Source organism: Variovorax sp. Root434, from assembly GCF_001426595.1.
In the GTDB taxonomy this organism is placed as follows: Bacteria; Pseudomonadota; Gammaproteobacteria; order Burkholderiales; family Burkholderiaceae_C; genus Variovorax.
Genome location: NZ_LMEK01000028.1, coordinates 81,096 through 107,284, shown reverse-complemented (window position 1 = coordinate 107,284; position 26,189 = coordinate 81,096). Strand labels below are relative to the sequence as shown.

General features: G+C 67.9%; 26 protein-coding genes. 9 read left to right on the top strand and 17 right to left on the bottom strand.

Going from position 1 to position 26,189, the window contains the following annotated elements; all coding sequences use genetic code 11:
- Positions 1–111 precede the first annotated feature (111 nt).
- Genes ASD05_RS28025 through ASD05_RS28005 form a run of 5 tightly spaced genes read right to left on the bottom strand, consistent with a single transcriptional unit; the run spans position 112 to position 5,095 of the window.
- Complete coding sequence (locus ASD05_RS28025; protein ID WP_056599664.1) at positions 112–1,074, bottom strand: tripartite tricarboxylate transporter substrate binding protein; 963 nt, start codon at positions 1,072–1,074, stop codon at positions 112–114.
- Positions 1,075–1,097: 23 nt separating this feature from the next.
- Positions 1,098–1,970, bottom strand: coding sequence for an amidohydrolase family protein (locus ASD05_RS28020; RefSeq protein WP_082572448.1), 873 nt, complete (start codon positions 1,968–1,970; stop codon positions 1,098–1,100).
- A gap of 4 nt (positions 1,971–1,974) precedes the next feature.
- Entirely contained in the window at positions 1,975–3,168 is a 1,194-nt protein-coding gene (locus ASD05_RS28015) for a CoA transferase (protein ID WP_056599662.1), read from the bottom strand.
- A 26-nt stretch (positions 3,169–3,194) separates the two neighbouring features.
- Positions 3,195–4,169 carry a tripartite tricarboxylate transporter substrate binding protein gene (locus ASD05_RS28010; protein ID WP_056599659.1) on the bottom strand — a complete coding sequence of 325 codons (975 nt, stop codon included), beginning with the start codon at positions 4,167–4,169 and terminating at the stop codon, positions 3,195–3,197.
- A gap of 56 nt (positions 4,170–4,225) precedes the next feature.
- Entirely contained in the window at positions 4,226–5,095 is an 870-nt protein-coding gene (locus tag ASD05_RS28005; protein ID WP_056599656.1) for an HpcH/HpaI aldolase/citrate lyase family protein, read from the bottom strand.
- Between the two features lie 75 nt (positions 5,096–5,170).
- Here ASD05_RS28005 and ASD05_RS28000 point away from each other — a divergent pair, with 75 nt between their 5' ends.
- The gene (locus ASD05_RS28000; protein WP_056599653.1) at positions 5,171–6,076 is read left to right on the top strand and encodes a LysR family transcriptional regulator; all 906 of its coding nucleotides are present in this window, start codon (positions 5,171–5,173) and stop codon (positions 6,074–6,076) included.
- Here ASD05_RS28000 and ASD05_RS27995 read toward each other — a convergent pair.
- From ASD05_RS27995 to ASD05_RS27980, 4 genes are read right to left on the bottom strand one after another with little or no spacing between them, the layout of a single operon-like run.
- Positions 6,073–6,696 (bottom strand): hypothetical protein, encoded by a 624-nt coding sequence (locus tag ASD05_RS27995; protein ID WP_056599650.1) that lies wholly within the window; start codon positions 6,694–6,696, stop codon positions 6,073–6,075. The two genes, ASD05_RS28000 and ASD05_RS27995, sit on opposite strands and share 4 nt — an antisense overlap.
- 34 nt (positions 6,697–6,730) lie before the next feature.
- Positions 6,731–7,531 (bottom strand): DUF899 domain-containing protein, encoded by an 801-nt coding sequence (locus ASD05_RS27990; protein WP_056599647.1) that lies wholly within the window; start codon positions 7,529–7,531, stop codon positions 6,731–6,733.
- Between the two features lies 1 nt (position 7,532).
- Entirely contained in the window at positions 7,533–8,213 is a 681-nt protein-coding gene (locus ASD05_RS27985) for a PQQ-binding-like beta-propeller repeat protein (RefSeq protein WP_056599644.1), read from the bottom strand.
- A 43-nt stretch (positions 8,214–8,256) separates the two neighbouring features.
- On the bottom strand, positions 8,257–9,477 hold the full coding sequence (locus ASD05_RS27980) for an HTH domain-containing protein (protein WP_056599641.1): 1,221 nt from the start codon (positions 9,475–9,477) through the stop codon (positions 8,257–8,259).
- Positions 9,478–9,656: 179 nt separating this feature from the next.
- Between ASD05_RS27980 and ASD05_RS27975 the strand changes: the two genes are divergently transcribed.
- A complete protein-coding gene (locus tag ASD05_RS27975) occupies positions 9,657–10,469 on the top strand; it encodes a class I SAM-dependent methyltransferase (protein WP_056599638.1) in 813 nt (270 codons plus the stop codon).
- A gap of 38 nt (positions 10,470–10,507) precedes the next feature.
- Here the strand turns inward: ASD05_RS27975 and ASD05_RS27970 are convergent, their stop codons facing one another.
- Positions 10,508–11,293 carry an SDR family NAD(P)-dependent oxidoreductase gene (locus tag ASD05_RS27970; protein WP_056599634.1) on the bottom strand — a complete coding sequence of 262 codons (786 nt, stop codon included), beginning with the start codon at positions 11,291–11,293 and terminating at the stop codon, positions 10,508–10,510.
- 134 nt (positions 11,294–11,427) lie between these two features.
- Between ASD05_RS27970 and ASD05_RS27965 the strand changes: the two genes are divergently transcribed.
- The 5 genes from ASD05_RS27965 to ASD05_RS27945 all read left to right on the top strand — a co-directional run bounded on the left by ASD05_RS27965 (position 11,428) and on the right by ASD05_RS27945 (position 17,391).
- Complete coding sequence (locus ASD05_RS27965; RefSeq protein ID WP_056599631.1) at positions 11,428–12,096, top strand: TetR/AcrR family transcriptional regulator; 669 nt, start codon at positions 11,428–11,430, stop codon at positions 12,094–12,096.
- Between the two features lie 116 nt (positions 12,097–12,212).
- Positions 12,213–14,012, top strand: a complete 1,800-nt coding sequence (locus tag ASD05_RS27960) for an FAD-dependent oxidoreductase (protein ID WP_056599628.1) — start codon at positions 12,213–12,215, stop codon at positions 14,010–14,012.
- Positions 14,013–14,014: 2 nt separating this feature from the next.
- A complete protein-coding gene (locus ASD05_RS27955) occupies positions 14,015–15,856 on the top strand; it encodes a 2-oxoacid:acceptor oxidoreductase subunit alpha (RefSeq protein WP_056599625.1) in 1,842 nt (613 codons plus the stop codon).
- Positions 15,853–16,908 (top strand): 2-oxoacid:ferredoxin oxidoreductase subunit beta, encoded by a 1,056-nt coding sequence (locus tag ASD05_RS27950; protein WP_056599622.1) that lies wholly within the window; start codon positions 15,853–15,855, stop codon positions 16,906–16,908. The genes ASD05_RS27955 and ASD05_RS27950 overlap by 4 nt, the downstream gene beginning before the upstream one ends.
- A gap of 45 nt (positions 16,909–16,953) precedes the next feature.
- Positions 16,954–17,391: a CBS domain-containing protein gene (locus tag ASD05_RS27945; RefSeq protein WP_056599619.1), complete on the top strand. Its 438-nt coding sequence runs from the start codon at positions 16,954–16,956 to the stop codon at positions 17,389–17,391.
- Between the two features lie 2 nt (positions 17,392–17,393).
- Here the strand turns inward: ASD05_RS27945 and fusA are convergent, their stop codons facing one another.
- Entirely contained in the window at positions 17,394–19,454 is a 2,061-nt protein-coding gene (gene fusA, locus ASD05_RS27940; RefSeq protein ID WP_056599616.1) for an elongation factor G, read from the bottom strand.
- A 113-nt stretch (positions 19,455–19,567) separates the two neighbouring features.
- The gene (locus ASD05_RS27935) at positions 19,568–20,068 is read right to left on the bottom strand and encodes a GNAT family N-acetyltransferase (protein WP_056599613.1); all 501 of its coding nucleotides are present in this window, start codon (positions 20,066–20,068) and stop codon (positions 19,568–19,570) included.
- A 237-nt stretch (positions 20,069–20,305) separates the two neighbouring features.
- On the opposite strand from ASD05_RS27935, the gene ASD05_RS27930 reads away from it, so the two are divergent.
- Positions 20,306–20,959 carry an alpha/beta fold hydrolase gene (locus tag ASD05_RS27930; RefSeq protein WP_056599610.1) on the top strand — a complete coding sequence of 218 codons (654 nt, stop codon included), beginning with the start codon at positions 20,306–20,308 and terminating at the stop codon, positions 20,957–20,959.
- A gap of 20 nt (positions 20,960–20,979) precedes the next feature.
- On the opposite strand, the gene ASD05_RS27925 is transcribed toward ASD05_RS27930, so the two are convergent.
- The 4 genes from ASD05_RS27925 to ASD05_RS27910 form a co-directional block, all read right to left on the bottom strand.
- Positions 20,980–21,813 (bottom strand): alpha/beta hydrolase, encoded by an 834-nt coding sequence (locus ASD05_RS27925; RefSeq protein WP_235508133.1) that lies wholly within the window; start codon positions 21,811–21,813, stop codon positions 20,980–20,982.
- 10 nt (positions 21,814–21,823) lie between these two features.
- Positions 21,824–22,669, bottom strand: coding sequence for a 3-deoxy-8-phosphooctulonate synthase (gene kdsA / locus ASD05_RS27920; RefSeq protein ID WP_056599606.1), 846 nt, complete (start codon positions 22,667–22,669; stop codon positions 21,824–21,826).
- 65 nt (positions 22,670–22,734) lie between these two features.
- Positions 22,735–23,691 (bottom strand): S1C family serine protease, encoded by a 957-nt coding sequence (locus ASD05_RS27915; RefSeq protein ID WP_056599603.1) that lies wholly within the window; start codon positions 23,689–23,691, stop codon positions 22,735–22,737.
- Positions 23,692–23,796: 105 nt separating this feature from the next.
- A complete protein-coding gene (locus tag ASD05_RS27910; RefSeq protein ID WP_056599601.1) occupies positions 23,797–25,470 on the bottom strand; it encodes a hypothetical protein in 1,674 nt (557 codons plus the stop codon).
- A 15-nt stretch (positions 25,471–25,485) separates the two neighbouring features.
- Here ASD05_RS27910 and ASD05_RS30885 point away from each other — a divergent pair, with 15 nt between their 5' ends.
- Positions 25,486–25,950 (top strand): hypothetical protein, encoded by a 465-nt coding sequence (locus ASD05_RS30885; RefSeq protein WP_235508132.1) that lies wholly within the window; start codon positions 25,486–25,488, stop codon positions 25,948–25,950.
- Positions 25,951–25,980: 30 nt separating this feature from the next.
- On the opposite strand, the gene ASD05_RS27900 is transcribed toward ASD05_RS30885, so the two are convergent.
- Positions 25,981–26,187, bottom strand: a complete 207-nt coding sequence (locus ASD05_RS27900) for a hypothetical protein (RefSeq protein WP_200955512.1) — start codon at positions 26,185–26,187, stop codon at positions 25,981–25,983.
- Positions 26,188–26,189: the final 2 nt, after the last annotated feature.

Genomic DNA, 26,189 nt, shown 5'->3' with positions numbered 1-26,189 from the left:
GGAGCCGATTCTTCGCCGGGCCACCCCGCCGCGGAGCGAAATGCGTATGCCTCTGTATCCGCGGGACGAACCCCACACACTACGTTTCACATCCCGCGCGGACGTGCGTGGTCAATCGACCCTGATGTTGCGCGAGCGGACCAGCGCACTCACCCTGGCCGTCTCGTCCTGCACGAACTTTGCGAACGCTTCAGGCGCGGTGCCCGCGGGCTCCAGGCCCAGCTGCAGCAGCTTCTGCCGCACGGCCGGATCGGCGACCGCCGCCTGCACCGCCTTGCCCAGCTTCTGCACGATGTCGACCGGCGTCCCCTTGGGCAGGAACACGCCGTTCCATTCGACGACGTTGTAGCCCGGCAGGCCCGACTCGGCCAGCGTCGGCACGTCGGGCAGCCCCGGCACGCGCTTGATGGAGCTCACGCCCAGCGCGCGCAGCTTGCCGCTCCTCACGTAGCCCAGCGTCGAGGCCACGTTGCCGAAGTAGGCCGACACCTGCTCGCCCATCACGTCGGTCAGCGCGGGCGCGCCGCCCTTGTAGGGCACGTGCATCAGGCCGATCTTCGCCTGCTCGTTCAATGCCTCGCCGGCGAGGTGCGAACCGGTGCCGCCGCCCGCCGACGCGAAGCTCAGCTTGCCCGGGTTCTTGCGTGCGTAGTCGATGAACTCCGGCACCGTCTTGTAGGGCGCGGTCGCCGGCACCACGAGGATCTGCGGCGCCGTGGCCACCAGCGACACGGGAATGAAGTCCTTCGCCGCGTCGAAGGGCAGCTTGCGCAGCGAGGGGTTCACCGAGAACGCCGATGCGTCGTACAGCACGGTGTAGCCGTCGGCCGCCGCCTTGGCCACGTTGTCGGCGCCGATCACACCGCCCGCGCCCGGCTTGTTGTCGATCACGATCTGCTGGCCCAGCGCAGTGCTCATCTGCTGCGCGACGATGCGCGCGGTGTTGTCGGCTCCGCCGCCCGCGGCATACGGCACCACCATGCGGATCGGCTTGTCGGGCCAGGCGGCCCAGCCCAGCAGTGGAGCGGCGCAGGCGGCCAGCGCCGCGACGGATTTCAGGAGTCGCTTGTTCATATCGATGTCTCGGATCTTGTGGTTCAGGAAAAGTCGTAGAGCCGCGCCGGGTTGTCGACCAGCACGCGCCGGCGCTGCGCTTCGTCGGGCACCCACCGGCTCAGCAGGTCGAAGAGCTGCGCGTCGTCGGGCTTGGCGGTGCGCTCGGTGGGATGCGGCCAGTCGCTGCCCCACACCACGCGTTCGGCCTGCATCACCCACGCCCGCGCGAGCGCGACGGTGTCGGCATAGCCGCCTTGCGCGCCGACCCGCGAGTCGAGGTACGCGCCGGACAGCTTGATCCAGGTGCGGCCGTTGTCGAGCAGCCGGTGCACCACCTCGAACGCGGGATGCGCCTGTGCATTGGGTTGCGGCATGCGCGCGAGATGGTCGAAGACGACGGTGCAAGGCAACCGCGCGACCAGCGCCGCGTGCTCTGCGATCTGGTCGGCGCTCCAGTGCAGCTGCACATGCCAGCCGAGCGCATGCACCCGGTGCGCCAGCGGCTCGACCATGCCGAAGTCCGTCGCTGCATTCGTCGGTGTGTACAGCGTGAAGCGGATGCCGCGGATGCCGCCCGCGTGCAGCCGTTCGAGTTCGGCGTCGCTCACATCGGGCCGCACCACCGCCACGCCGCGCGTGTGCTGCGCGCCCAGTTCGCGGATGGCCGCCAGCGTCACGCTGTTGTCGGTGCCGTGCACGCGCGGCTGCACGACCACCGTGCGCTGCGTGCCGATGCGCCGCTGCAGCAGGCGATAGTCGCCGGCGGTGGCATGGTCGAGCATGGCGTCGGGCGATCCGTGCAGCGCGAAGCGGCGGTCGTACACGTGCATGTGCGCGTCGCAGGCGTCTTCGGGCGCCGCATCGGCGGGTTTGCGTGTGCCGCTGCTGTGCGGCACCACGAGATCGGCGCGCATGGGCTCAGTCGCCCGTGTGGTTGGCGGCCGCTTTCGGGGCCAGCACGTGCTGCGTGTGCTGGCCCAGCGTGGGCGCCGCGAAGGGTTCGGGGCCGGGCGTGCGGCCGAACTTCACGGGACGGGTGAAGCCGCGGTACGAGCCCAGCGTAGGGTGCGCGAAGTTCGCGACCATGTCCTCGGCCAGCACCTGTTCGTCGTCGAACATGTCTTCCACCGTGCGGGCCGCGGCGCAGGGCACGTCCTCGCCGAACAGTTCTTCCCATTCGAGCGCGGTGCGTTCGGCCAGCGCGGCGCGAAGCTTCGGAACGATCTCCGCGAAATGCTGCGCGCGCTTGCGCACCGAGTCGTAGCGCTCGTCGCCGGCCAGCTCCTGCAGCCCGACCTTGGCGCACAGCGCTTGCCAGAAATGCGGCGTGTTGGCCGAGATGTAGATGTGCCCTTCGCGGGTCGGGTGGATGCCTGTGATGCCGCCCGAACGCATGTCGCGTCCCACGTCCTTCGGCTCGCCCTCGGCCCACACCATGCGCGCCGACTGCATCGTGAGCGCCGAGCGCAGCAGCGACACGCCGACGAACTGGCCTTCGCCGCTCTTCTCGCGCTCGTACAACGCCGAGGCCACGCCCGCGGCGACCAGCGCGGCCGCGTAGTAGTCGACCACAGAGCCGTAGATGATCTCGGGCGGCTCGCCGCGCTTGCCCTGCAGCGCGCACATGCCGGTCATGGTCTGCAGCACCTGGTCGTAGCCGGCCTTCTCGCGCAGCGGCCCCGTCTCGCCGTAGCCCGTCACGGCGCAGTAGATGAGGCGCGGGTTCACGGCCTTCAGCTGGTCGTAGGCAATGCCCAGGCGCGGCGGCACGCTGGGGCGGAAGTTGTGCACCAGCACGTCGGCCGTGCGCACCAGCGCCATCAGCGCGGCAAGGTCCTGCGGGTTCTTGAGGTCGAGTACCACGCCCAGCTTGCTGCGGTTGACGCCGACGAACGCGCGGCTCTCGGCCTCCAGCGACGACGGGTACTTGCGCAGGTTGTCGCCGGTGGGCGGCTCGATCTTGATGACCTCCGCGCCCTGGTCGGCCAGCAGCGAGCAGCCGTAGGGGCCTGCGATGTAGGCGCTCAGGTCGAGCACGCGCAGGCCGCTCAACGGCCCGGCGGGGCCTTGGCGGACAGGCAGGGACGCGTCGTCGGGGACGGTGGTGCTCATAGGCTTTTCTTTCCTTCTTTCTTTCCTCAATCGGCGGTGATGTTCTGCTGCTTCGCCAGCTTCTTCCAGCGCTCCACGTCCTCGGCGATGACGGTGCCGAACTGCGCCGGCGTGAGCGGGGTGGCGATCGCGCCTTCGCGCAGGAAGTTGGCGGTGATCTCGGGCCTTGCCAGGATCTGGTTGACGGCTCCGTTCAGCTTCGCGACCACATCGGCCGGCGTGCCCGCCGGTGCCAGCAGGCCCCACCAGAGTTCGAACTCGTAGCCGGGCACGGCCGTGGCCATCGGCGTGAGATCGGGTGCGATGGGGCTGGGCTTCAAGCTCGTGATGCCCACGGCGCGCAGCTTGCCGGCACGCACCATCGGCAGCAGCGAGGGGCCGCTGGAAATCAACAGCTGCGTCTGGTTGCCGACCAGGTCGGTCACGGCCGGGCCCATGCCCTTGTAGGGGATGTGCGCGATCTGCAGGTCGCCCACCTTGGCCTTGAGCAGCTCGGTGCCGAACTGGTTCACGCTGCCGGAGCCCGACGAGGCGTAGTTGTACTGGCCCGGCTTCGCCTTGATGGCGCCGATCAGCTCGGCCGGCGTCTTCGCGGGAAACTCGTTGTTGACCGCGACGATGAACGGGCCCTTGGCGAACATGGCCACGGGCGCGAGGCCCTTCACCGGATCGAAGGGCAGCTTCGACTGCACGGCCGCGTTGGTCGTCATGCTGGAGGACACGGCCACCAGCGTGTAGCCGTCCGGCGCCGCCTTGGCCACTTGGCCGGTGCCGGTGTTGCCGCTCGCGCCGGGGCGGTTGTCGATGATCACGGGTTGCTTGAGCGCATCGCCGAGTTCCTTGGCGACCTGGCGCGCGAAGGTGTCGTTCGAGCCGCCGGCCGGGTAGGGCACGACGATCGTGATGGCCTTGGTGGGATAGGTGGCCTGTGCGAACGCGGTGCCGGCGAGTGCGACGGCCGAGGCCACCGCGAGCGGACGAAGGAATGAAGGGATACGCATTTTTTGTCTCCGGTTCTTTTTGAATAGGGAAGCTCAGCCGGGCAGCAGCCCCAGGCTCAACTGGTCAGCAGCCCCAGGCTGCGTGCGCTCTCGACGATGGCGCGCGCGCGGATCACGAAAGGGGTGTCGATCATCTTTCCGTCCACCACGTAGGCGCCGACGCCCTTGGCATCGGCCTCTCGCGCCGCCTCGACCACCTTGCGGGCGTGCGCGATTTCTTCGTCGGTCGGTCGGAACACTTCGTTGGCGATGGCGATCTGGCTCGGGTGGATGCAGGTCTTGCCGAGAAAGCCGAGGTCGCGCGCGAGCATCGCCTCGGCACGAAAGCCCTCGGCGTCGCGGATGTCCGCGAAGGCGCTGTCGTAGGCATACAGGCCCGCTTCGCCGGCTGCGATGCGCACCGCGAACATCGCCTGCCGGATCGCAGAGGGCTCGCGCCGCGCGATGCCCAGTGGCTCGAACAGGTCGCCCAGCCCCAGCTGCAACCCCACCACGCGCGGATGCGCCAGTGCGAGCTCGGCGGCCGTGCGCAGGGCAGCGGGTGTCTCGATGTTCAGCAGCAGGCCGATGGGCGCGCGCACACCGTTGGCCCGCTCCGCGCGCTCGATGGCCTCGGCCGCCGTGCGCACATGTGCCGGGCTCTGCGGCTTGGGCAGGTTGATCAGGTGCACGCCGGCTTGCGCCACCGCTGCCACGTCGCGCTCGAAGTGCGGCGTGTCCATGGCATTGATGCGAACGATCAGCGTCTTGTGCGACGCGGCCGCTTCGCCGCTTTCGAGGAACTTGCGCACGGTTTCGCGCACCTCGTCCTTGCGCGGCTCGGACACCGCGTCTTCCAGGTCGAGGCAGATGGCGTCCGCCGCACTGGTCAGTGCCTTGGCGAACAGCTCTGGGCGGGTGCCGGGAACGAAGAGTTTGCTTCTCATGGATGCAGTGTCCGCAGTTCATGAGAGGAGAAAAACAGCCGTTCCCTGTTATCACATCGTAGAAAATCTATCTTCATGGAAACGGCCTACCTGCAAAGCTTTCTTCTGGTGGTGGAATCGGGCTCGATGTCGGAGGCCGCACGCCGGCTCGACCTGACGCCCGGCGCGGTGGCGCAGCAGATCCGCGCGCTCGAGCGCGAACTCGCAGCGCCGCTGCTCGCGCGCGCCGGCCGCACGGTGCAGCCGACCGAGGCGGGGCACCGGCTGGTGCAGCGGGCCCGCACGCTGCTGCGCGATGTGAGCGACATCAAGGCGATGCTCGGCAGCGAAGCGGCCAGCGGCGAGCTGGTCATCGGCACCATCAATACGGCCATTCACAGCCTGCTGCCGGACATCCTCGCGCGCTTCGTGAAGACGCATCCGGGCGTCAAGGTGTTCCTGCAGTCGGGCACCACCGCCACGCTCTACAAGGCGATGCAGCAGGGCGAGCTCGACGCGGCCGTGTGCCTGTATCCGTCGTTCGCGCTCGCGAAGACCTTCGACTGGGCGCTGCTGCGCGAGGAGCCGCTGGTGCTGCTCGCGCCCAGCCGCCTCGCGCGGCGCGACCCGCACGAGCTGCTGCGAACTTCACCGCTCATCCGCTACGACCGCAACCTCGGCGGCGGCAAGCAGGCCGACCGCTACCTGCGCGCGGCGGGCATCGTGCCGCAGGAGCGCTTCGAGCTCAGTTCGCTGCTGGCCATCGCGATGATGGTCGACCGCGGCCTTGGCGTGTCGATCGTGCCCGACATCGCATCGCCGCTGCTCGACGGGCAGCGCGTCGCCAAGATTCCATTGCCATTGCCCTCGGAGACCCGGCGCTTCGGCGTCCTGTGGCCGCGCGCGTCGCCGCGGCTGAAATTGATCCACGGATTCGTCGAGAGCGCGGGGCTTGTCATTGCCGGCAAGGGCAGCGGGGCTCGCGGATCGGCCGCCCGTTAGTTCTCGCTCCCGGCGAATCGATGCCGGTGTGCGAGATCGTCGGTCGCCGGATCTCCGCCTGGCGAAGAAGCGGTAGCACGGACGGCGTTGAAGCCAAGGCAAACGCCAATGGCGATCACGCCGGTGACGACGAGCATCGCCGCGGTGTGGACGCCGACGGCCGCCAGCGCCAGCAGCAGTGAGCCCGACGCGGTGATCTCCCGGGCAGCCGGTGCGCCGCCCATGCACAGCGGGATCAGCGCCGGCACCAGCATCAGCCCCGCGCCGTGCGCGGTGGACATCATGAAAGACCAGAGCGCGAGCCCGGCATTCCCGGCCGCTGCCCGCGCATGCCTTGCATTGCGGCGCCGCAGGTGATGCACCGCGACGGCGACAAGAAGCCCGCCCACCAGCACCTGCAGCATCACGCCATCCATCGACAGGCCAAGCGCCACCGCGGCGGCGACGAGCGCGGCCGATGCGGCGTGCCCGATGGCGATCGGCAGCAGGGCTCGCAGCGCCTGCTTCCGGTCGCGCGTCCGCACGCCCCAGGCGGCGGCGAACATCCAGCCGGTGGTGGGGTTCAGCCCGTGAAGGGCGCCGACCCCCGCGACCGCCAGCCATGGCCAGAGGCTTGCCATGATGTCGTCTCCACGCGCCAGGGCCGCTCGCGCTTCAGCGGTGCTCCGAGCAGCACGATCCGGCAGCCTTCGCGTCGGGCTGCGGTTCGTACAGATCGTGGTGGCGCACCCATTCCATCTTGTAGGGCACGTCGCGCTCGCCGCGGCCTTCCGGCACGAGGTCCATTAGGTTGTACGCGCCCATCATCACTTCCACGCCGCGGCCGAAGGTCGAGTAGGTGTGGAACACCTCGCCCGCGTCGTCCTTGTAGAACACGCTGATGCCGGGCGCTTCCTCCTGCGGGAAGGGCTGCATGCCGTAGTTGTAGTAGACCTCGCCGCCGGCGCGGTCCTCGGGCGTGAAGCTGACGTGGAAGTCCCGGTTGAAGTCGCTGCCGTTCGACGACACCCAGTTGAACTGCCAGCCCATGCGCTCGCGAAAGCGCGTGATCTCGGCCAGCGGTGCGCGCGAGATGGCGACCAGCGTGATGTCGCGGTGCGCCAGGTGCACGTTCATGCCGTCGGTGTGGTCCGCCATGAAAGAGCAGCTCTGGCAGCCCTGCTCCCATCCCGGACCGAACATGAAGTGCTGCACCAGCAGCTGGCGCCGGCCTTCGAAGAGTCCGGCGAGCGTGCGCTGGCCGGCGGGCGTGTCGAAGAGGTAGTTCTTCTGCACGCGCTCCCACGGCAGTGCGCGGCGCTCGCGGGCGATCTGGTCGCGCAGGTGCGTGAGCTCCTTCTCGCGTGCCAGCAGTGCCTTGCGCTCGGCGAGCCATCGTTCGCCGGACACGACGGGATGGTTCGCGAGGCCCGGCTCGATGGCGGGGTTCTTGATGGTGGTGGCGAGGCCGGTCATGTCAGTGCTCCGTAGGGTTGTGGGGACGGCGAACGGCGCGGACCTTTCCGCTCTCGCCGCCGCCGGCATAGAAGAGGTCGGCCCCGTCGGATTCGAGCCCGCTCACGCCGACGCCGCGCGGCATCTCGAGCCGCTCGAGCACGGCGCCGCTTTGCGGGTCGATCCGGCGGATGTCGCTTTCCTCGGCTTCCCAGGTGGCGTGCCACAGCTCGCCGTCGACCCAGGTCACGCCGGTGACGAAACGGTTCGACTCGATGGTGCGCACGATGGCGCCGGTCTCGGGGTTGATCTGATGGATCTTGCGGTCGCGGTATTGCCCCACCCACAGGCTGCCCTCGGCCCAGGTGAGCCCCGAGTCGTAGCCGTGGCCGGGCGTGGGGATCGACGCCAGCACCTTGCCGGTGGCGGGGTCGATCTTGTCGATGCGCGACTCGGCGATCTGGTAGAGGTGCGTGCCGTCGAAGGCGGTGCCGGCGTCGCAGGCGGTGTCGAGCGTGCGCGTGGTCTCGCCGCTGGCGGGGTCGAAGGCCACCAGCTTGGTGCCGGTGGCGGCCCAGACGCGCTGGCCGTCATGGGTCACGCCGGCGATGCTGCTGGCACCGGCGAAGGGGCCGTACTCGCGCACGATCTCGGCCGGCCGCACCGTGGGTTGGGTTGTGTCCTTGCTCTTCCTGCTGGTCATTGTTGGCTCCTGTAGCGCCGTGGATCGGTGCCTGGAGACAACTTTATTCAAACGGCAGCGCAGCGGGGAGTAACAAGATCGTCGTGAATCCCGCCAGCGGCGGCGACAGCCAGCGGCGCGCCCGCGTCTGGCCGATGGAGCGCACCCGTCCTTCGGCCTCCAGCTCGGCGAGGGCGCGCTGCACCGTGCGCTGGCTGGCCCCGAGCGCCTGCGCCAGCGCCGAGGTCGACCACGCCGCACCGTCGGACAGCAGCGCCACCAGCGAGGCCTGGTCGCCGTCGATGGGCGGCGCCAGCAGCGCGACGGTGCGCTCGCCATGCGGCCTGAGCACGAAGCCGCGCGGCGTGGCCTCGATGCCCGCCAGCGCGGTGACGAGCGCGCGCAGGCGGCCGATCTCGACCCGCAGCCGCGCGCGATGCGTTTCGTCGGGGCGGTGGGTGCGGAAGGCGGATGCGATCAGGGCTTCGCGGTCGACGTCTGCGGGCCACGCTTCTGCCAGCGTGCGTGCCAGCGTGAACAGGATCGGCCGCCGAGCCAGCGGCAGCCATGCGTCGCCAGCGCCCAGGCCCCGGCGGCAGGCGTCGACCACCAGCGCGTTCGAGGCGAGGAGGGCGGCCACTTCGTCGAGGCGCAGTGCCTGCTCGCCATCCGCGAAGAGGCGCCGCGCGGCGGGTCGCTCGAAGGCCGCACGCGCCTCTGCCACCTCGGCCAGCAGCGCGGGCACACGCGCGCGGCCGGCCGCTTCGTGCGCGCGTTCGAGTGCGGCCTGGGCCGGGCCGATGCGCAGCGAGCGCAGCGCCAGCTCGGCCGAGGTCAGTTCGGCCACCGCCCCCAGCGCTGGCGGCAGGCCGCGCGCATCGAGGTGCATCAGTGCGGCGGCGGCTTCGTCGAGGCGGCCGAGCAGCAGGAGCCGGCGCGCCGCGATCAGCCGCGCCTGCAATGCGTTGGCGTGATCGTCGTGCGCCTCCAGCGTGGCTGCCGCCGCCGTCAGCGGGCGCGGGGGGCCGCCGAGGTCGCGCATGGCCAGTGCGACCTCGGCCTCGGCGACGATGCAGCGGGCGCGCGACAGCTCTTCATGGGCGCCGAAGTCGCGCGCGGCGCGCCGCAGCAGCTCGCGTGCGCGGGGGTGTTCTCCGAGCTGCGCCATGGCGATGCCGCGCAGGGCCAGCGCCGGCGGATCGTCGCGCAGGGCGATCCGCTTGAGGGCGCCGAGTGCATCGCCGGCGGCAAGGGCGCGGGCGGAGGCGGCGATGAGGGAATCCATGGCGACAGGTTACCTTGAGGGGGAGACCGCAGGACGACGACGTTGACGAGGCCGGCAGGCGCGGCCACCATGGCGGCACCGTCGCGGGTGCCCCACCACGCGGTGGACTCGTCGGGGAGGACCGGCCCGCTCATGAACGAGTGATCAAGGGTGCCGTTCGGAGCTTTCAAGGAGATCCCATGGCTGAGAGCGACAAGGTGTTCGCGGGTTCGATCCCGAAGTTCTACGACACGCTGATGGTCCCCCTGATCTTCGAGGCCTATGCCGCCGACATGGCGCAGCGCGTCGCTGCCTTCTCGCCCGGCTCGGTGCTTGAAACGGCCGCCGGCAGCGGCGTGGTCACGCGCGCGCTTGCGCCAAGACTGCGCGCCGACGCGCGCTATGTGGTGACCGACCTCAACCAGCCCATGCTCGACTATGCCGCCGCCCGCCAGGGGCCCGACGACCGCATCGAATGGCGGCAGGCGGATGCGCTCGGCCTGCCGTTCGCAGATGCCTCGTTCGATGTCGTTTGCTGCCAGTTCGGCGCGATGTTCTTCCCCAACCGGGTCGCCGGCTACGCCGAGGCGCGTCGTGTGCTGAGGCCTGGCGGGCGCTTCGTCTTCAATGTCTGGGACCGCATCGAAGAGAACGCCTTTGCCGACGACGTCACCAACGCCGTCGCCGCGATGTTTCCGAACGACCCTCCGCGATTCCTTGCCCGCACGCCGCACGGCTATCACGATGTCGCACTGATCCGCGAGGATGTGAGCCGCGCAGGGTTCACCGACATCGCGATCGAGACGCGCGAGGAGGTGAGTCGCGCGCCCTCGGCACGCGAGGTCGCCACCGCCTATTGCCAGGGAACGCCTCTGCGCAATGAAATCGAGGCGCGCGACGCCAGCTTGCTTCAACTCGCGACGGACCGCGCAACGCAGGCGATCGCCAGCCGCCATGGCGAAGGCCCGGTGGCCGGCAAGATACAGGCGCACGTGATCGTTGCGAAGGGATAGCAGAGGTCCCGGCGCAAGGCTGTTGCAAGCGCGAGCGGTCAGCCGTTCATGATGCGCGCAAAGATGGCCTGGTGCAGCCATCTCGGTGTTGCCCACACCATGGCTGCGGCAGCCTTGTTGTTGAAGCCTGGAACAACACTCATACGGCCCGCATGCAGCGCACGAATCCCCGCCCGCACGACCGGTTCCGGCTTCATCATCAGAAGCTTCAGCGCAAACGTGATCTTCTGCTTGGCGGCCTGTGCGAATCCGGTGTCCGACATGCCTGGGCACAGCGAGGTTACGGTCACCCCGTCACGCTTGAACTCGCGGTGCAACGCATCGCCAAGGCGCAGCACGTAGGCCTTGGCCGCGCCGTACACCGCCATGTTCTCCACGCCGTAGTACGCCAGCAAACTGGCGACGAGCAGTATCTTTCCACGGCCCCGCCCGCGCATATCCTGGCCGAAGAGCCTGGTCATGGCGGTAAGGCTCGCAATGTCGAGCTGCACCATGTCCAGCGCGCCATCTATCTGCGTATCGAGGAACGGCCCCTGCAGGCCGTGGCCGGCGTTGTTGATCAGGATATCGACGGCGATTGCGCGGTCGCGAAGGCGCGCGTGCAACCCGGTGACTGCGGCCACGTCCGACAGGTTGACCTGCTCCACCACGACTTTGACGCCGTATTTCCGGTGCAGCGACTCGGCCAATGCCTGGAGCCGGTCGAGCCGGCGTGCAACCAGAACCAGCGGGTGTCCCTTTGCCGCATATTGCCTTGCGAACTCTTCGCCAAAACCGCTGGAGGCGCCGGTGATGAGAACCCATGAGTCGTCGTTGGTAGCCATGATGTTTGCCTTTTGAAATCACAGTGAAGCTGATGCGATGGTCGGCATCGTTGCTTTCTGGCAAGATTGGAGACCACTGGTCTGCAATATAGCAGACCAATGGTCTTTTGATGAAGGTATTGTTGAATCACCCCATGAACTCACCGACCTCTTACGTGCGCGCCCGCTCTGCCGAGCAGAAGGAAGAGCGCCGCCGTCACCTGCTGGCCACCGCCCGGGAGATGCTGCGCCAGAGCCCCACCGTCCTCGATCTGGGGATCAACGAACTCGCGCGCCAGGCGCAGATGACCAAATCGAACGTCTACCGGTACTTCGAAAGCAGCGAGGCGGTGCTGATGGATGTGCTCGTCGAGGAATTCGTGGGGTGGCATGCCGAACTCGGCGTGGAACTGGCTCGTGGCGGCAAGAGGAGTTCGACCATCGAACACATCGCCCGCGCCTTCTCCTCATCCATTGCCGCTCGGCCGCTGCTTTGCCGGCTGACCAGCATCCTGCCGTCGATCCTCGAGCGCAACGTATCGTTCGAACGCATGGTCGAATTCAAGCGCAACCTGCACGCAGTGCGGCAACAGACGGCGCAGGATTTTCATGCTCGCCTGCCCACCGTGCCGGTGCAGGCCTTCGAAGGTCTGGTCCGGCACGCGCTGCCGCTGATCATCGGGCTATGGCCCCTGAGCAACCCGGCGGAGGTTTCGGCGCAGGTGATCGAGCAACCCGGCCTCGAGAGCCTGCGCTACGACTTCGAGCAAGACCTCGAACACGCATTGCTGGTATTGATGCGGGGATTGGCCACCAAGGCATAGCCCGGAGCGCTGCGGGATTCCACCAAGGCCGTGCGCCCGCCAGTGCGGCGCATACTGGCGGCAAAGCCGCATGCCGGCCCCTCCGGGGTCGAGGGAGGCTTGCCAGGAGACACGCATTGCAACGCACCAACATTGCAGATCCGGCCTACTTCCACAAGGTTGTCGATTGCCAGTACGCCTGTCCGTCGCACACCCCCGTCCCTGAATACATCCGCATGGTCGCGCAGCGCCGCTACGGCGACGCCTACATGATCAACTGGGTGTCCAACGTCTTTCCCGGCATCCTGGGGCGCACCTGCGACAGGCCCTGCGAACCTGCTTGCCGGCGCGGGCGGGTGGAAGAAGGCAACACGAAGGAACCCGAGCCGGTGGCGATCTGCCGCCTCAAGCGCGTGGCGGCCGACATGAAGGAAGACGTGCGCGCGCGCATGCCGAAGCCCGAACCGAAGAACGGCAAGCGGGTCGCCTGCGTCGGTGCGGGGCCGGCCTCGCTCACCGTGGCGCGCGACCTCGCGCCATTGGGCTACGAAGTGACGGTGTTCGACGGCGAGGCCAAGGCCGGCGGGTTCATCCGCACGCAGATACCGCGCTTTCGCCTGCCGGAGTCGGTCATCGATGAAGAGACGGGTTACATCCTCGACCTGGGCGTCGAATTCCGCGGCGGCGAGCGCATCGATTCGATGAAGGCATTGCTGGCGCAGGGATGGGACGCGATCTTCGTCGGCTGCGGCGCACCGCGCGGGCGCGACCTGGACGTTCCCGGGCGCCGGGAGGCAGCGGCCAGCATCCACATCGGCATCGACTGGCTGAACTCGGTGTCCTTCGGCCACGTCAGCAGCATTGGCCGGCGTGTGATCGTGCTGGGCGGCGGCAACACGGCGATGGACTGCTGTCGGTCGGCACGCCGCCTGGGCGGTACCGACGTGAAGGTCATCGTGCGCAGCGGCTTCGACGAAATGAAGGCCTCGCCCTGGGAGAAGGAAGACGCCCAGCACGAAGGCATTCCGATCATCGACTTCCATGTGCCCAAGGCCTTCGTGCACGAGGAAGGCAAGCTGCTGGGCATGCGTTTCGAAATCGTCCGGGCCGAATACGACAGCCAGGGCCGCCGTACGCTGGTGCCGACGGGCGCGCCGGATGCGTACTTCGAATGCGACGAGGTGCTGGTCGCGGTGGGCCAGGAAAACGCCTTTCCGTGGATCGAGCGCGACAGTGGCATCGACTTCGACAAGTCCGGCTTGCCGGTGCTCGAGAAGAACAGCTTCCAGTCGACGATACCCAACGTGTTCTTCGGTGGCGATGCGGCCTTGGGGCCCAGGAACATCATCACGGCCGTGGCCCACGGGCATGAGGCGGCAGTGTCGATCGACAAGCTGCTGCGTGCCGAACCGGTGTATGTCCGGCCCGCGCCCATGACCAACCTGGTGTCGCAGAAGATGGGCATCCACGAATGGAGCTACGGCAACGACACCTCCAACGACCTGCGCTACAAGGTGCCGTGGGCCAAGGCCGAGATGGCGCTGGCGAGCATCCGCGTGGAGGTTGAGCTTGGCTTCGACGCCGCCACCGCCTTCAAGGAGGCCGAGCGCTGCCTGAACTGCGATGTGCAGACCGTGTTCACCGAGGCCGCCTGCATCGAATGCGATGCCTGCGTGGACATCTGCCCGATGGACTGCATCAACTTCATCGACAACGGCGACGAAGCCGAACTGCGGCCCCGGCTCAAGGCGCCGGCACTGAACCTGGCGCAAGACCTGTACGTCTCCGGCGGGCTCAAGACGGGCCGCGTGATGGTCAAGGACGAAGATGTCTGCCTGCACTGCGGCCTGTGTGCCGAGCGCTGTCCCACCGGCGCGTGGGACATGCAGAAGTTCCTGCTGAAGATGACGCCGGCAGGGCAGGGGGTGGCCGCATGAGCATGAAGCAGATAGAGGCGGTCAACGATTTCGTCATCAAGTTCGCCAACGTCAATGGTTCGGGTTCGGCCTCGGCCAACGAGCTGTTCGCCAAGGCCATCCTGCGCATGGGTGTGCCGGTGAGCCCGCGCAACATCTTCCCGAGCAACATCCAGGGCCTGCCGACCTGGTACGAGGTGCGAGTGACCGAGCAGGGCCATCTCGGGCGGCGTGGCGGCACCGACATGATGGTGGCGATGAACCCGCAGACCTGGGACGCCGACGTGGCCGAACTGGAGCCCGGTGGCTATCTCTTCTACGACAGCACGCGGCCGCTGCCGCCATCGAAGTTCCGCGACGACATCCGCGTCATCGGCATGCCGCTGACGGAGATCTGCAACGCGGTCTACCAGGACCCGCGCCAGCGCCAGCTGTTCAAGAACATCGTCTATGTGGGCGCGCTGGCGATCCTGCTCGGCATCGAGCCGGAAGTGGTCGAGAAGCTGTTCGGCGAGCAGTACAAGGGCAAGGAAAAATTGTTGGCCTCCAACGTGCAGGCGCTGCACCTGGGCTGCGACTTCGCGCGGGAGAACCTGCGCGAGCCCGTGGGGCTGCAGGTGCGGCGAGCCGACCGGGTGGGCGACCGGATCTTCGTGGACGGCAACAGCGCCGCGGCGCTGGGCTGCGTGTATGGCGGCGCCACGGTCGCGGCCTGGTATCCGATCACGCCGTCGTCCTCGGTGGCCGAGGCCTTCCAGAAGTACTGCACGAAATTCCGCGTGGACCCGGCCACGGGCCAGCACCGCTTCGCCATCGTGCAGGCGGAAGACGAACTGGCCTCGATCGGCATGGTGGTCGGCGCCGGCTGGAATGGTGCACGCGCCTTCACGGCGACCTCGGGGCCGGGCATTTCGCTGATGGCCGAGTTCATCGGGCTGGCCTACTTTGCCGAGATCCCGATCACGCTGATCAACGTGCAGCGCGGCGGCCCTTCCACCGGCATGCCGACGCGCACGCAGCAGGCCGACATCCTGTCCTGCGCCTATGCCTCGCACGGCGACACCAAGCACGTGCTGCTGTTCCCCGAGGACCCGCACGAATGCTTCGACCAAGCGGCGGCGGCGCTGGACCTGGCCGACCGGCTGCAGACACCGGTGTTCCTGATGACCGACCTCGACATCGGCATGAACCAGCGCCTGTGCGAGCCCTTCGCCTGGGACGACAGCAAGGCCTACGACCGCGGCAAGGTCATGAGCGCGGAAGAACTCGAGTCGGGCCGCGACTTCGGCCGCTACAAGGACGTCGACGGCGACGGCATCCCGTGGCGCACGCTGCCGGGTACGCACCCGACCAAGGGCAGCTACTTCACGCGCGGCACGACGCGCGACGCCTATGCCCGGTATTCGGAGCGCGGCCCCGACTACATCTACAACATGGAGCGGCTGCTGAAGAAGTTCGCGACCGCGGCAACGCTGGTGCCGCAGCCGGTGCTGCGGCCTGCCGCCCAGAAGACCGCGCTCGGCGTGATCTATTTCGGCTCGACCAGCCCGTCCATGCATGAGGCGCTGCAGGCGCTGGAAGAGCGCGGCATCCACCTCGATGCACTGCGGCTGCGCGCCTTTCCCTTTCCGGACAGCGTGGTGCAGTTCCTGGCGCAGCACGACAAGGTGTTCGTGGTCGAGCAGAACCGCGACGCGCAGATGCGCAACCTGCTGGTCAACGAACTGGACGCCGACCCAGCCCGGCTCGTGCGCGTGCTGCATTTCGACGGCACGCCGATCACCGCGCGCTTCATCGTGCAGGCGATCAGCTCGCACGTGCAGACGCATGCATCCGGCAGCACCGGCACGAAGGAACTTGCATGACCTATCTCGCCAAGCCCCGGCTGCGCCATCCGACGCTGACCACCAACAAGGTCGGCTACACGCGGCGCGACTACGAGGGCAAGATCTCCACGCTGTGCGCCGGCTGCGGCCACGATTCGATCTCCGCCGCCATCATCGAGGCCTGCTGGGAGTTGGACATCGAACCGCATCACGTGGCCAAGCTCTCGGGTATCGGCTGCAGCTCCAAGACGCCGGACTATTTCCTCGGTGCATCGCACGGCTTCAACACCGTCCATGGCCGCATGCCCAGCGTGCTGACCGGCGCCAACCTGGCCAACCGCGACCTGCTGTACCTGGGCGTCTCGGGCGACGGGGATTCGGCGTCCATCGGCCTGGGACAGTTCGCCCACGCCATGCGGCGCGGCGTGCGCATGGCCTACATCGTGGAGAACAACGGCGTCTACGGCCTGACCAAGGGCCAGTTCTCGGCCACGGCCGACCAGGGCTCCAGGAGCAAGAAGGGCGTCGTCAACAGCGACAGCCCGGTGGACCTCGTCGCCATGGCACTGCAACTGGGCGCCAGCTACGTGGGGCGGGGCTTTTCGGGTAACAAGGCGCAACTTGTGCCACTGATCAAGGGCGCGATCAGCCACGGCGGGTCTGCCTTCATCGACGTGATCAGCCCCTGCGTGGCCTTCAACAACCACCCCGGCAGCACCAAGAGCTACGACTACGTGCGCGAGCACAACGAGGCGGTGAGCCGCATCGACTTCATCAGCGGGCGGGAGGAAATCACCGTCGACATGGGGGCGGGCGAAGTGGTGGACGTGCGCCAGCACGACGGCACGCTGCTGCGCCTGCGCAGCCTGCATTCCGACTACAACCCCGGCGACCGCTATGCCGCAATGGCCTACATGCAACGGCACCAGGAGATGGGCGAAGTGGTCACCGGACTGCTTTATGTCGATCCGCTGGCCACCGACCTGCACACGGCGCTCAACACCAGCGACCGGCCGCTCAACGCGCTGGGGCCGGCCCAGCTGTGCCCCGGCGCCGAGGCGCTGGAGCGGCTCAACGACTCCTTGCGCTGAGCGAAAGCCGGCGGCACCATTCACGCTACTTCCGGAGGGCGCACCATGGCCGAGCGCACCGTTTTCCAATCCATCTCGCGCACACATGTGGTCAGCCTGGGTCCGCAGGCCAGCGTGCGCGATGCTGCCTGCGTGATGACCCGGGCCAATTGCGGCAGCGTGCTCGTCATGGAGCTGCCCGACACCCTGCTGGGCATCCTCACCGAGCGCGACCTGATGACCCGGGTGCTGGCCCGGGGACTCGATCCCGATCACACCGCGGTGCGCGAAGTCATGACGCCCAACCCGATCTGCGTGCCGCCCGAAACGCTGGTGTCCGATGCCGTGGTGCTCATGCTCGAGCGCGGCTTTCGCCACCTGCCGCTGGTGGCGGGAGCGAAGGTGCTCGGCGTGTTCTCGGTGCGCGATGCGCTGCCGCGGGAAATCGGCGCCGCAGTCAGCCTGAGCGAGTTCCGCGAGCAGGTGAACGACGCTCTGGGCTAAGCCTAAGCCTCGTCGCGCACCTGGAACTGGCCCATCAGCGCCTGTTGCGTTGCCGGCGGCACGGCTTCGTAGTGCGACAGCGCGATGGTGTAGCGGCCCTGGCCGCTGGTCATCGCATTCAGCCGCGACTGGTAGCTGGCCAGCTCCGCCATCGGCACCTGCCCGCGAACGACCACGTTGCCGATTCCCATGGCCGACGTGCCCGTGACCAGGCCGCGCCGCGACGACAGGTCGCTCGTGATGTCACCCACCGAATGCTCGGATACGACGATCTCGATCTGGACGATCGGCTCCAGCACGACCGGCCTGGCTTCGCGGACCGCCGCCATGAAGGCCTTGCGGCCCGCGGTCGCGAAGGCGATGTCCTTGCTGTCGACGCTGTGGTGCTTGCCGTCGTACACCACCACCCGCACATCGACCACCGGGTAGCCGGCGATCACGCCGCCCTGCAGCACCTCGCGCACGCCTTTCTCGACCGCGGGGATGAACTGGCTCGGTATCGCGCCGCCCCTGACCTCGTCATCGAACTGGAAGCCGGCGCCTCGCGCCAGCGGCTCGATGCGCAGAAAGACTTCGCCGAACTGGCCGGAGCCACCGGTCTGCTTCTTGTGGCGGTGATGGCCCATGGCCGGCGCGGCCACCGTCTCGCGATAGGCGATGCGTGGCGGCCGTGTCCGGACCTCGAAGCGGTACACCTCGCGCAGGCGCTCGAGCACCGTGCGCAGGTGAAGCTCCCCGAGGCCGTAGAGGATCGTTTCGTTGGTGGCGGCCACGTGCTCGATGCGCAGGCAAGGGTCTTCGGCCGCGAGCTTGCCGAGGATCTCCCAGGTGCGCTGCTCGTCGCCATGGCGCGCGGGTTCCACGGCGAGTCCGTGCACCGGCACCGGAAACTCCAGCGGCGCGAGATGGACGTGGTCGTCCTCGGCTGCGTCGTGCAGCACGGCGTCGAAGTGGAGTTCCTCGATCTTCGCCACCGCCACGATGTCGCCCGGCAGGGCGCGCGACACCTCCACATGGTCCTTGCCCTGCAGCATGAACAGATGGCCCACCTTGAAGGGCTTGCGGCCGTCGCCGATGTAGAGCAGGCTGTCGTTCGCGACCGTGCCCTGGTGCACGCGAAAGATGCCGAGCTTGCCGACATAGGGGTCGCCCATGACCTTGAACACATGCGCCAGCACATGCAGCGACGGGTCGGGCCGGGCCTGCATCGGCTTGGCATCCGCGCCTTCGCCGACCAGGAAGTCCGGCGGGTTGGCTTCGGTGGGGTTGGGCAGCAGCTTGACGATCACGTCGAGCAGCTCGGCCACGCCCGCGCCACTGCGCGCCGAGACGAAGCAGACCGGGATCAGGTGGCCCTCGCGCAACGCCTGTTCGAGCGGCGCATGCAGTTCGGCCGGATCCATGTCGCCCTCTTCCAGGTAGCGCTCGACGAAGGCCGCATCGACCTCGACCACCTGCTCCACCAGCGCGCGGTGCGCTGCTTCGACGGGGCCGAAGTCGGACTGTCCGAAGCGGTTGAAGAAGCAGTCCACCACCTGCTTGCTGACCCCGTCGGGCAGGTTCAGCGGCAGGCATTCGCGGCCGAAGGTGGCCTGGATGTCGGCCAGCAGGCGCGCCAGCGAGACGCCCTGCGAGTCGATCTTGTTGACGATGATCATGCGGGCGAGGTGGCGCGAGGCCGCGTACTCCATCATGCGCACCGTCATCGGCTCGATGCCGGTGGCGGCATTGATGACCACCGCCGCCGTCTCGACCGCCTCCAGCGCCGGCAGGCTCTGGCCAAGGAAGTCGGGGCCGCCGGGCGTGTCGATGAAGTGGACGCGCGTGCCGGCATGCTTGAGGTGCATCACCGATGCGTTGAGCGAGTGCAGCATGCGGCGCTCCAGCGGGTCGTAGTCGCTGACGGTGCTGCCGCGCTCGATGCTGCCGCACGCTGCGATGGCGTCAGCCTTGTACAGCAAGGCCTCGGCAAGGGAGCTCTTGCCGGCGGCCGCGGCACCGACGAGCGCCAGCGTTCGCACTGCTTCCATTTCGGCCGTGGGGCCGTTCGATCGGCTTGGCATGGCGTGGACTCCTTCACGTCCGCAAGGCCGGCCCGGCGGCCCGCAAGGGCTCGGGTGCTGCGCGTGGACGCCAGGCCAGCGTACGGGATTGAACGTGTCAGCGCAAGCCGGTGCTACTTGACGGCATTGGCGAGCCGGCTCAACGAGGGCTCGGAGAGCCTGTAGGCGAGCCTTTCGGCAACCAGCTCGGCACCGAGGCTCTCGTAGAAGGAGATTCCCCGGGCGTTCGATGCCTTCACGGGCCAGTCGATGCGGCAGCAACCGTTCTCGACCGCGTACCGGGCCACCCACGACATGAGCGCCTTGCCGATTCCACGGCTTCTATGCGACGACCGCACATAGAGCTCTTTCATCTGGCAATGCTTGCGCTTGTCGGGCGTGAAATCGACCAGCGAATAAACCAGTGCGATGGCTGCCAGGCCGAGCACCGCGCCGTCTTCGCTCGAAGCCACGGCCAGGCGCTGGGACGACCCGGTGGCCAGGAGGTTTCCGAGGAGGTGTTCTCTCACGAGCTCCCGGGAAACTGCAGATCCTTCGTTGTAGAAGGCATGCAGCTCGCAGAGCAGATCTATCAATGACTCGTGCCGGGATTCGGGGACCAATTCGACGTGCATGCGGTTGTCCTTGTTGCCGCTCCGGTGGGCGGAGGTCGCGGCGAGAAGTCCGGAAGCTGGGCGGGCGGCAATTCTGACAGCACGGCGGTGGCGCTCCTTCTCGTCCCGTTCGGACCAGGGCCATCGACACCAATTTGCGGGAACGCGATCGCCCAAGCAAAAATGAGTGCACTGCGAACATGCTGCGGCCGATGGCTCCATGCCTGCGTGGCAGCCGTAATCGAGAGGGCAAACTGGATGACAAGATTCGTTTTGGTGCCAGGTGGTTGGCACGGAGCCTGGGCATTCGAAGCTGTCGGCAATGCACTGTCAGGCGCAGGCCATGAAGTCCAGGCGCTCACTCTCTCGGGGCTGGGCGACGAGCCCGCGGATGGCGCCAATCTCGACAGTCATATCGACGAGGTGGTCCAAGCGGTTCGCGGGCGCGATGCGAGTGCCGTTCTTGTCGGTCATTCGTATGGGGGAATGGTCATCACCGGCGCGGCGGACAAGGAGCCGTCGCGCATCAAGGCCATCGTTTACGCCGATGCCTATGTGCCGGACAACGGTGCATCGGTCTGGGCGCTCGCCACGCCGAGCTACCGGGAGCGTTTCATAGCGGGCGCGGCTGCGGATGGATTGACTTGCGCGCCGCCGGCCCATCTCGACAGGCGATGCCGTCCCCATCCGATCGCTACCTTCCTGCAGGCGATCAAGTTGACCGGCAACTGGCGCAACGTCCGAAGCAAAGCCTTCATCGCCGCGTGTGGATGGGAAGGAAGCCCGTTCGTCGAGCTGTACGAACGCCTGCGGCTGGACCCTGAATGGGCCACGCATCGCCTCGACTGCGCACACGATGTTCCGCGGCTGGCCCCCGAAGCTCTCGCGAGGATTCTTTTGAAGTACGTGTAGGAAAGCCGGGCCTACAGGCCCTAAGCCGCCTTCGGCTCCGGAAGAATCGCCGTCAACGCAAAGTCGATGAGATGAAGCCAGGTCGCTTCGAGCCCCATGATGCTGTGATGGTTCGACCCCGGAACCGTCTGCACGCTGATCGGCGTGGGCCATGCGGCGATGAGCTTTTGCGAGCGCTCGGGCACGACAACGTCGTCGTGCTCCGCCAGCAGCACCTGGGTTTTCGCGGCGACCTCCTTGGAGTGCTCCAGCGAGTTGAACTGGTGCCGCAGCAACAGCGACAGCGGCACGAGCGGGAACCGCTTCTTCGCAATCTCCAGCATCGAGTCGTAGGGCGTCACCAACTGCAGGCTCTCGAAGTCCTGCAGCGCCACGAGCTGGATGGCAACGCCAGTTCCCAGGCTGCGGCCGACGACGTGCAGGCGCGCCTGCGGAAAGGCGCGGCGCAGGTGGTTGGCGAACTGGGCCGCGTCCTCCACCGAGGCAATCTCGGATGGATGGCCCTGCGAGTCGGCTACGCCGCGGTAGTTGATCGCGGCGAAGCCGAAGCCCTTGGGCAGCCAGTGCAGCATCTGCGCGGTGGCGCGCACGTCCTCGCCGCGGCCGGCGAAATAGACGAACAGGTCCTGCAGCGAGTCTTCACCCTGGGGGTGGTAGACATACCCGCGGACCATCCCGCCCGGCACGGTGTGGGAGTAGGTGGAGAAGTCGTCCGACAGGTGGACGACGGGGAGCTTGCGGGCGTTGAACAGGATGTGCCCCTGGCGCGTCGCGAGGAGGGTCCAGTACGCCGCGATGCCGCCGATGGCGGCGGCCGAAGCCGACAGGGCAATGCGGGAGACTTTGGATGACAAGATTGGCTCTTCAGATATTCAGGGGCGCGAACGACTTGACCAGATCGTCCAGCGCCTTGATCTGCGCCAGGAAGGGTTCGAGCTTGTCCAGCGGCAGCGCGCTCGGGCCGTCGCACTTGGCCTGCGCGGGGTCCGGGTGGGCTTCGAGGAAAAGGCCGGCCAGGCCGACCGCCATGCCGGCGCGCGCCAGGTCGGCCACCTGTTCGCGGCGGCCGCCCGATGCGGCGGCGCCGGCTTCGCGCTGCTGCAGCGCATGGGTCACGTCGAAGATGACGGGCAGGTTCTGCGTGACCCTCTTCATGACGCCGAAACCCAGCATGTCGACCACGAGGTTGTCGTAGCCGAAGCAGGTGCCGCGGTCGCACAGGATGAGCTTGTCGTTGCCGGCCTCCTTGAATTTCTCGACGATGTTGAGCATCTGCGACGGGCTGAGGAACTGCGGCTTCTTGATGTTGATGACGCGGCCGGTCCTGGCCAGCGCCACCACGAGGTCGGTCTGGCGCGCGAGGAAGGCGGGCAGCTGCAGCACGTCGACCACTTCCGCGACAGGCGCCGCCTGCGCGATCTCGTGCACGTCGGTCAGCACGGGAACACCGAAGCTGTCTTTCACGGCCTGCAGGATCTTCAGTCCTTCATCCAGGCCGGGGCCGCGGTAGGAGTGGATGGAAGAGCGGTTGGCCTTGTCGAAGCTGCCCTTGAAGACGTAGGGAATGCCCAGCTTCTGCGTGACGCGCACGTACTCCTCGGCGGAGCGCAGCGCCAGGTCCTTCGATTCGAGAACGTTGACGCCGCCGAAGAGAACGAAGGGGGCGTCGTTGCCGGCTTTGACTTGAGGGGTGATGGTGACGGTGGACAAGGTTTTCTCCTGGACGGGGGCTTCACTGCAGGCAGCTATTGTCGTTGCGTCGGCCGGTCTTCATTTCAGCCTGCCGGCGATACCGTCATGTAGAACGGCGTCAGCGTGCCGGCCACCGGCCGCAGCAGCTTGAGCAGCAGCGGCCGCCCGTACCCTTCGCCCGCCAGCCGCTTGAGCAGGTCGGACAGCTGGGCAAGCGGTATCCCGTCGCATCCGACGAGGATGTCGCCGCTGCGCAGCCCGTCGCGCGCCGCGGCCGAGCCTGCCGCCACCTCGACGACGCGCACGCCGGTGGCCACGGGCCATTCGTTCTCGCGCACCCAGCGCCTGGGCAGCGCCACAGCCGCGCACTGCACGCCCAGCTTGCCGCGGCGCACCGCGCCATGGCGCATCAGCTCGCCGGCCACCCAGCGCGCGGTGTCGATGGCCACCGCGAAGCTCAGGCCTTGCGCCGAAGGGATCACCGCCGTGTTCACGCCGATCACCTGCGCCGCGCTGTCGAGCAGCGGGCCGCCCGAGTTGCCGGGGTTGAGGGCCACGTCGGTCTGGATCACGTCCTCGATCATCCGGCCGCCGCGCGCCGGCAGGCTGCGCCCCAGCGCACTCACGATGCCCGCGGTCACGGTGAAGTCGAAGCCGAGCGGGTTGCCGACCGCCACGGCCAGTTGGCCGGGCTGCAGGGTGGCCGAGCTGCCCAGCGGCAGGAAAGCCCCCGGGTGCGACTCGATGCGCAGCACTGCGATGTCGGTCGAGGCGTCCAGCCCGACCAGGCGCGCGATGCTTTCGGTGCCGTCGGCGAACGCCGCGCGCAACTCGCTCGCGCCCTCGACCACGTGGGCATTGGTGAGCGAGAAGCCGTCGGGCGTGAACAGGAAGCCCGAGCCGCTGCCGTGGGAGGCTGCGTTGCCGCGCTGAGCGGCCTTGCGGACCTTGATGTGCGCGACTGCCGCGCTGGCGGTGTGCGCCACCCGCGTGACGGTGGCCGAGTAGGAGTCAAGAATGAATTCGTCGCGCGCGCCCATGGAGCACCTCTTTCAGTCGCCTGGATCCCAGAGGAGGTGGCGGCGTGCCGGAGGTTTTCAACCCGGCCGCTGCGGGCGCCCCGGCAAGCGGGGGGCGATGGCGGCTCAGGGCGCCTTGGGCCGCGACGACGGCTCCCACGAGTCCGGCGTGGTCGCGACCAGCGACTTGAAGTCCTTCCAGGGCCGAGCGCCCGGGATGGTGCGCCCGCCGACGATCACCGCCTTCGCGAACACCACCATGCGCTCGCGCAGGTAGGCCTGGTCGGAGGCGGGCCAGGTCTCGATCGAATGCGGCCCGCGCGCCAGCACGATCTCCTTCACGCCGCGGATGCGGTTGTAGGCGGCCACCGTGCCTTCGAGCGTTTCCGCGCGGTCCCACAGGCCCTTGCCGAAGAAGGCCGCCGGCCAGCGGTCCATGCCCGCGAGCGTGGACGAGTTCGGATAGAACACGATGTGATGCTCGGCCGCCATGCCGCCCAAAAACAGGTTGCGGTCGGCCAGGTCGGGCGAATCGCCCACGTAGCCCGCGCCGCTGGCGAACGACGACAGCAATATCGCGCCGCGGATGTTCCGCAGGCCCTTGGGCGGCGTGCAGTTGGGCTCGGGCATGTCGAAACTGCACTGCGCCACGTAGTTGCGGGTCATGGCCCACGCAGTGGACATCGAACCGCGCGAATAGCCGCCGAGCACCAGCGGAATCTCGCTCGACGCCATGCCCGCCAGCAGCCGGCCCCGGGTGGCGTTGCCTTCGAGCACCTCGCCCTTCGGCGTGAGGATGCGCAGGCCGCGCCCGGTGTCCAGCGCGGCGAGCGCGCGAAACACGTCCTCGCCTTGCTCCAGCGTGTTGGTGTCGCTGAAGCCGCCCGACAGCCCTTCGCCGCGCCGGTCGTAGGCCAGCACGTCGAACCCGGCCTGGTTGAGCGCGTACAGGTTCTCGCGCCACCAGCGCTGGCCCATGGTCTCGGTGGTCGCGTTGGGAAAACTGATGGGCACGGTCTTGCCGGTCTTCTCGTCGATGCGGTACGCAGCTTCGTCCGGATGCTGGATGGCCGTGAGCTGCCCGCCGCCGCCCGGCGCCATGATGGCCAGCGCGCGCACCTTCCTGCCCTTGCCGTCATCGACGCCGGCGCCTTCGATGTACCAGCCGCGCAGCTTGATGTCGCCGGTCATCTTGAGGTCGATGCGCTCGAAGGTGTCGCGCGGCGCGGTGAATTCGACGATGTAGGTGCGGGCGTCGGCCTCGGCGATGCCCTCGCGGTACGGCGCCTTGGCGAAGAACGCGGGCCGGCGGATCTGCTTCAGGTCGACCTGGCCGTCCGGATCGATCTTGCCGGAAGGGTCGACCACGCCGGTCGAGCGCGTGGCGCGCTCCTTGTTGGGCGGCAGCCAGCGCTGCATCTGCGCGTCGACGCGCTTGAAGCAGGCCGGGTCTTCCTTGCAGGCGCGCCAGCGGGCCTTGAGCTTGTCGTCGGTGAATTCGCCGATGTGATAGTCGCCGCCCGCATAGCCGGCGGGCGCGCGGTTGGCCGTCGCCAGTACCGGCACACAGACCTTGGTGCCTGTGCTGTTTTTCTGGCCTTGCGGCAGCAGGTAGCCGCCCATCATGGCGTTGCGGTCGACACCGACCCAAGCGGTGCAATCGGTGGGCGGCGGCGTGCTGGCGGTGGCCTGGCGCTGGGCCTCGCTGGTGCCGGTGCAGGCGCCCAGCAGGAGCGAGGCGGCGAGGGCGGAGGCAGCGGCGCATCGAAGTGCAGGGCGCGTGATCGTGGTGGTCATCATCGAATCAGATGCTCCGTGAGCGAGGAAATTGGAGGCCTGATCTTCGCTGCATCGACGCTGCGCAACAGAGGCCGGAACCGTTTCCGGATGCAAGCGCGCTCCCTCTTGTTTGTAGGAAATGTCCTGCACGGAGATGCGCTGATTTCCGCTCCTTATCGCCGCTGCGCACGCGTCCAATCGCCGCCGCTTCACAAGGAGACACCAGAGATGAACTTCGAAGGCATCTATTGCTTCGACACGGCGAGCGTGCGATTTGCCTTCTACCCCGAAGGCCCTGGCGGGCCGCGCGTCGTCGCGCAGATTTCAGAGGAAACCCTGCACGACGAATTCGGCGCACGCGAAATGGGCGATGGCCTGCTGGAAACGTGCAAGCGGTACTTCCATGTCATCGAGCCCGTGGCGATCGCCCGCTACCAAGCCCAAGCGGGGCAGCACGGCACCATCACGCTCACGGTCGACGACTTCGCATTGCACGCCTGAGCCCCAGGGCTGGAAGGCGTAGCGTTCCACTCAACCGCGGCCGGCAGGCGCGCGGTGCCGGATCTCGCTTTGCAGCGCGCGCTGGCCGGCCGAGAGCGCCAGTTCATAACTTTCCGCGGCGTCGTAAGCCCTGCGCAGCACGCGCGGGTGCGCACCTGCGTCGTCGGTTTCGAGCAACTGCCAGACAAAGGCGCCCGGCAGCGGCTCCACGATGGTGAGTTCGATGGGGTGTGTCATGG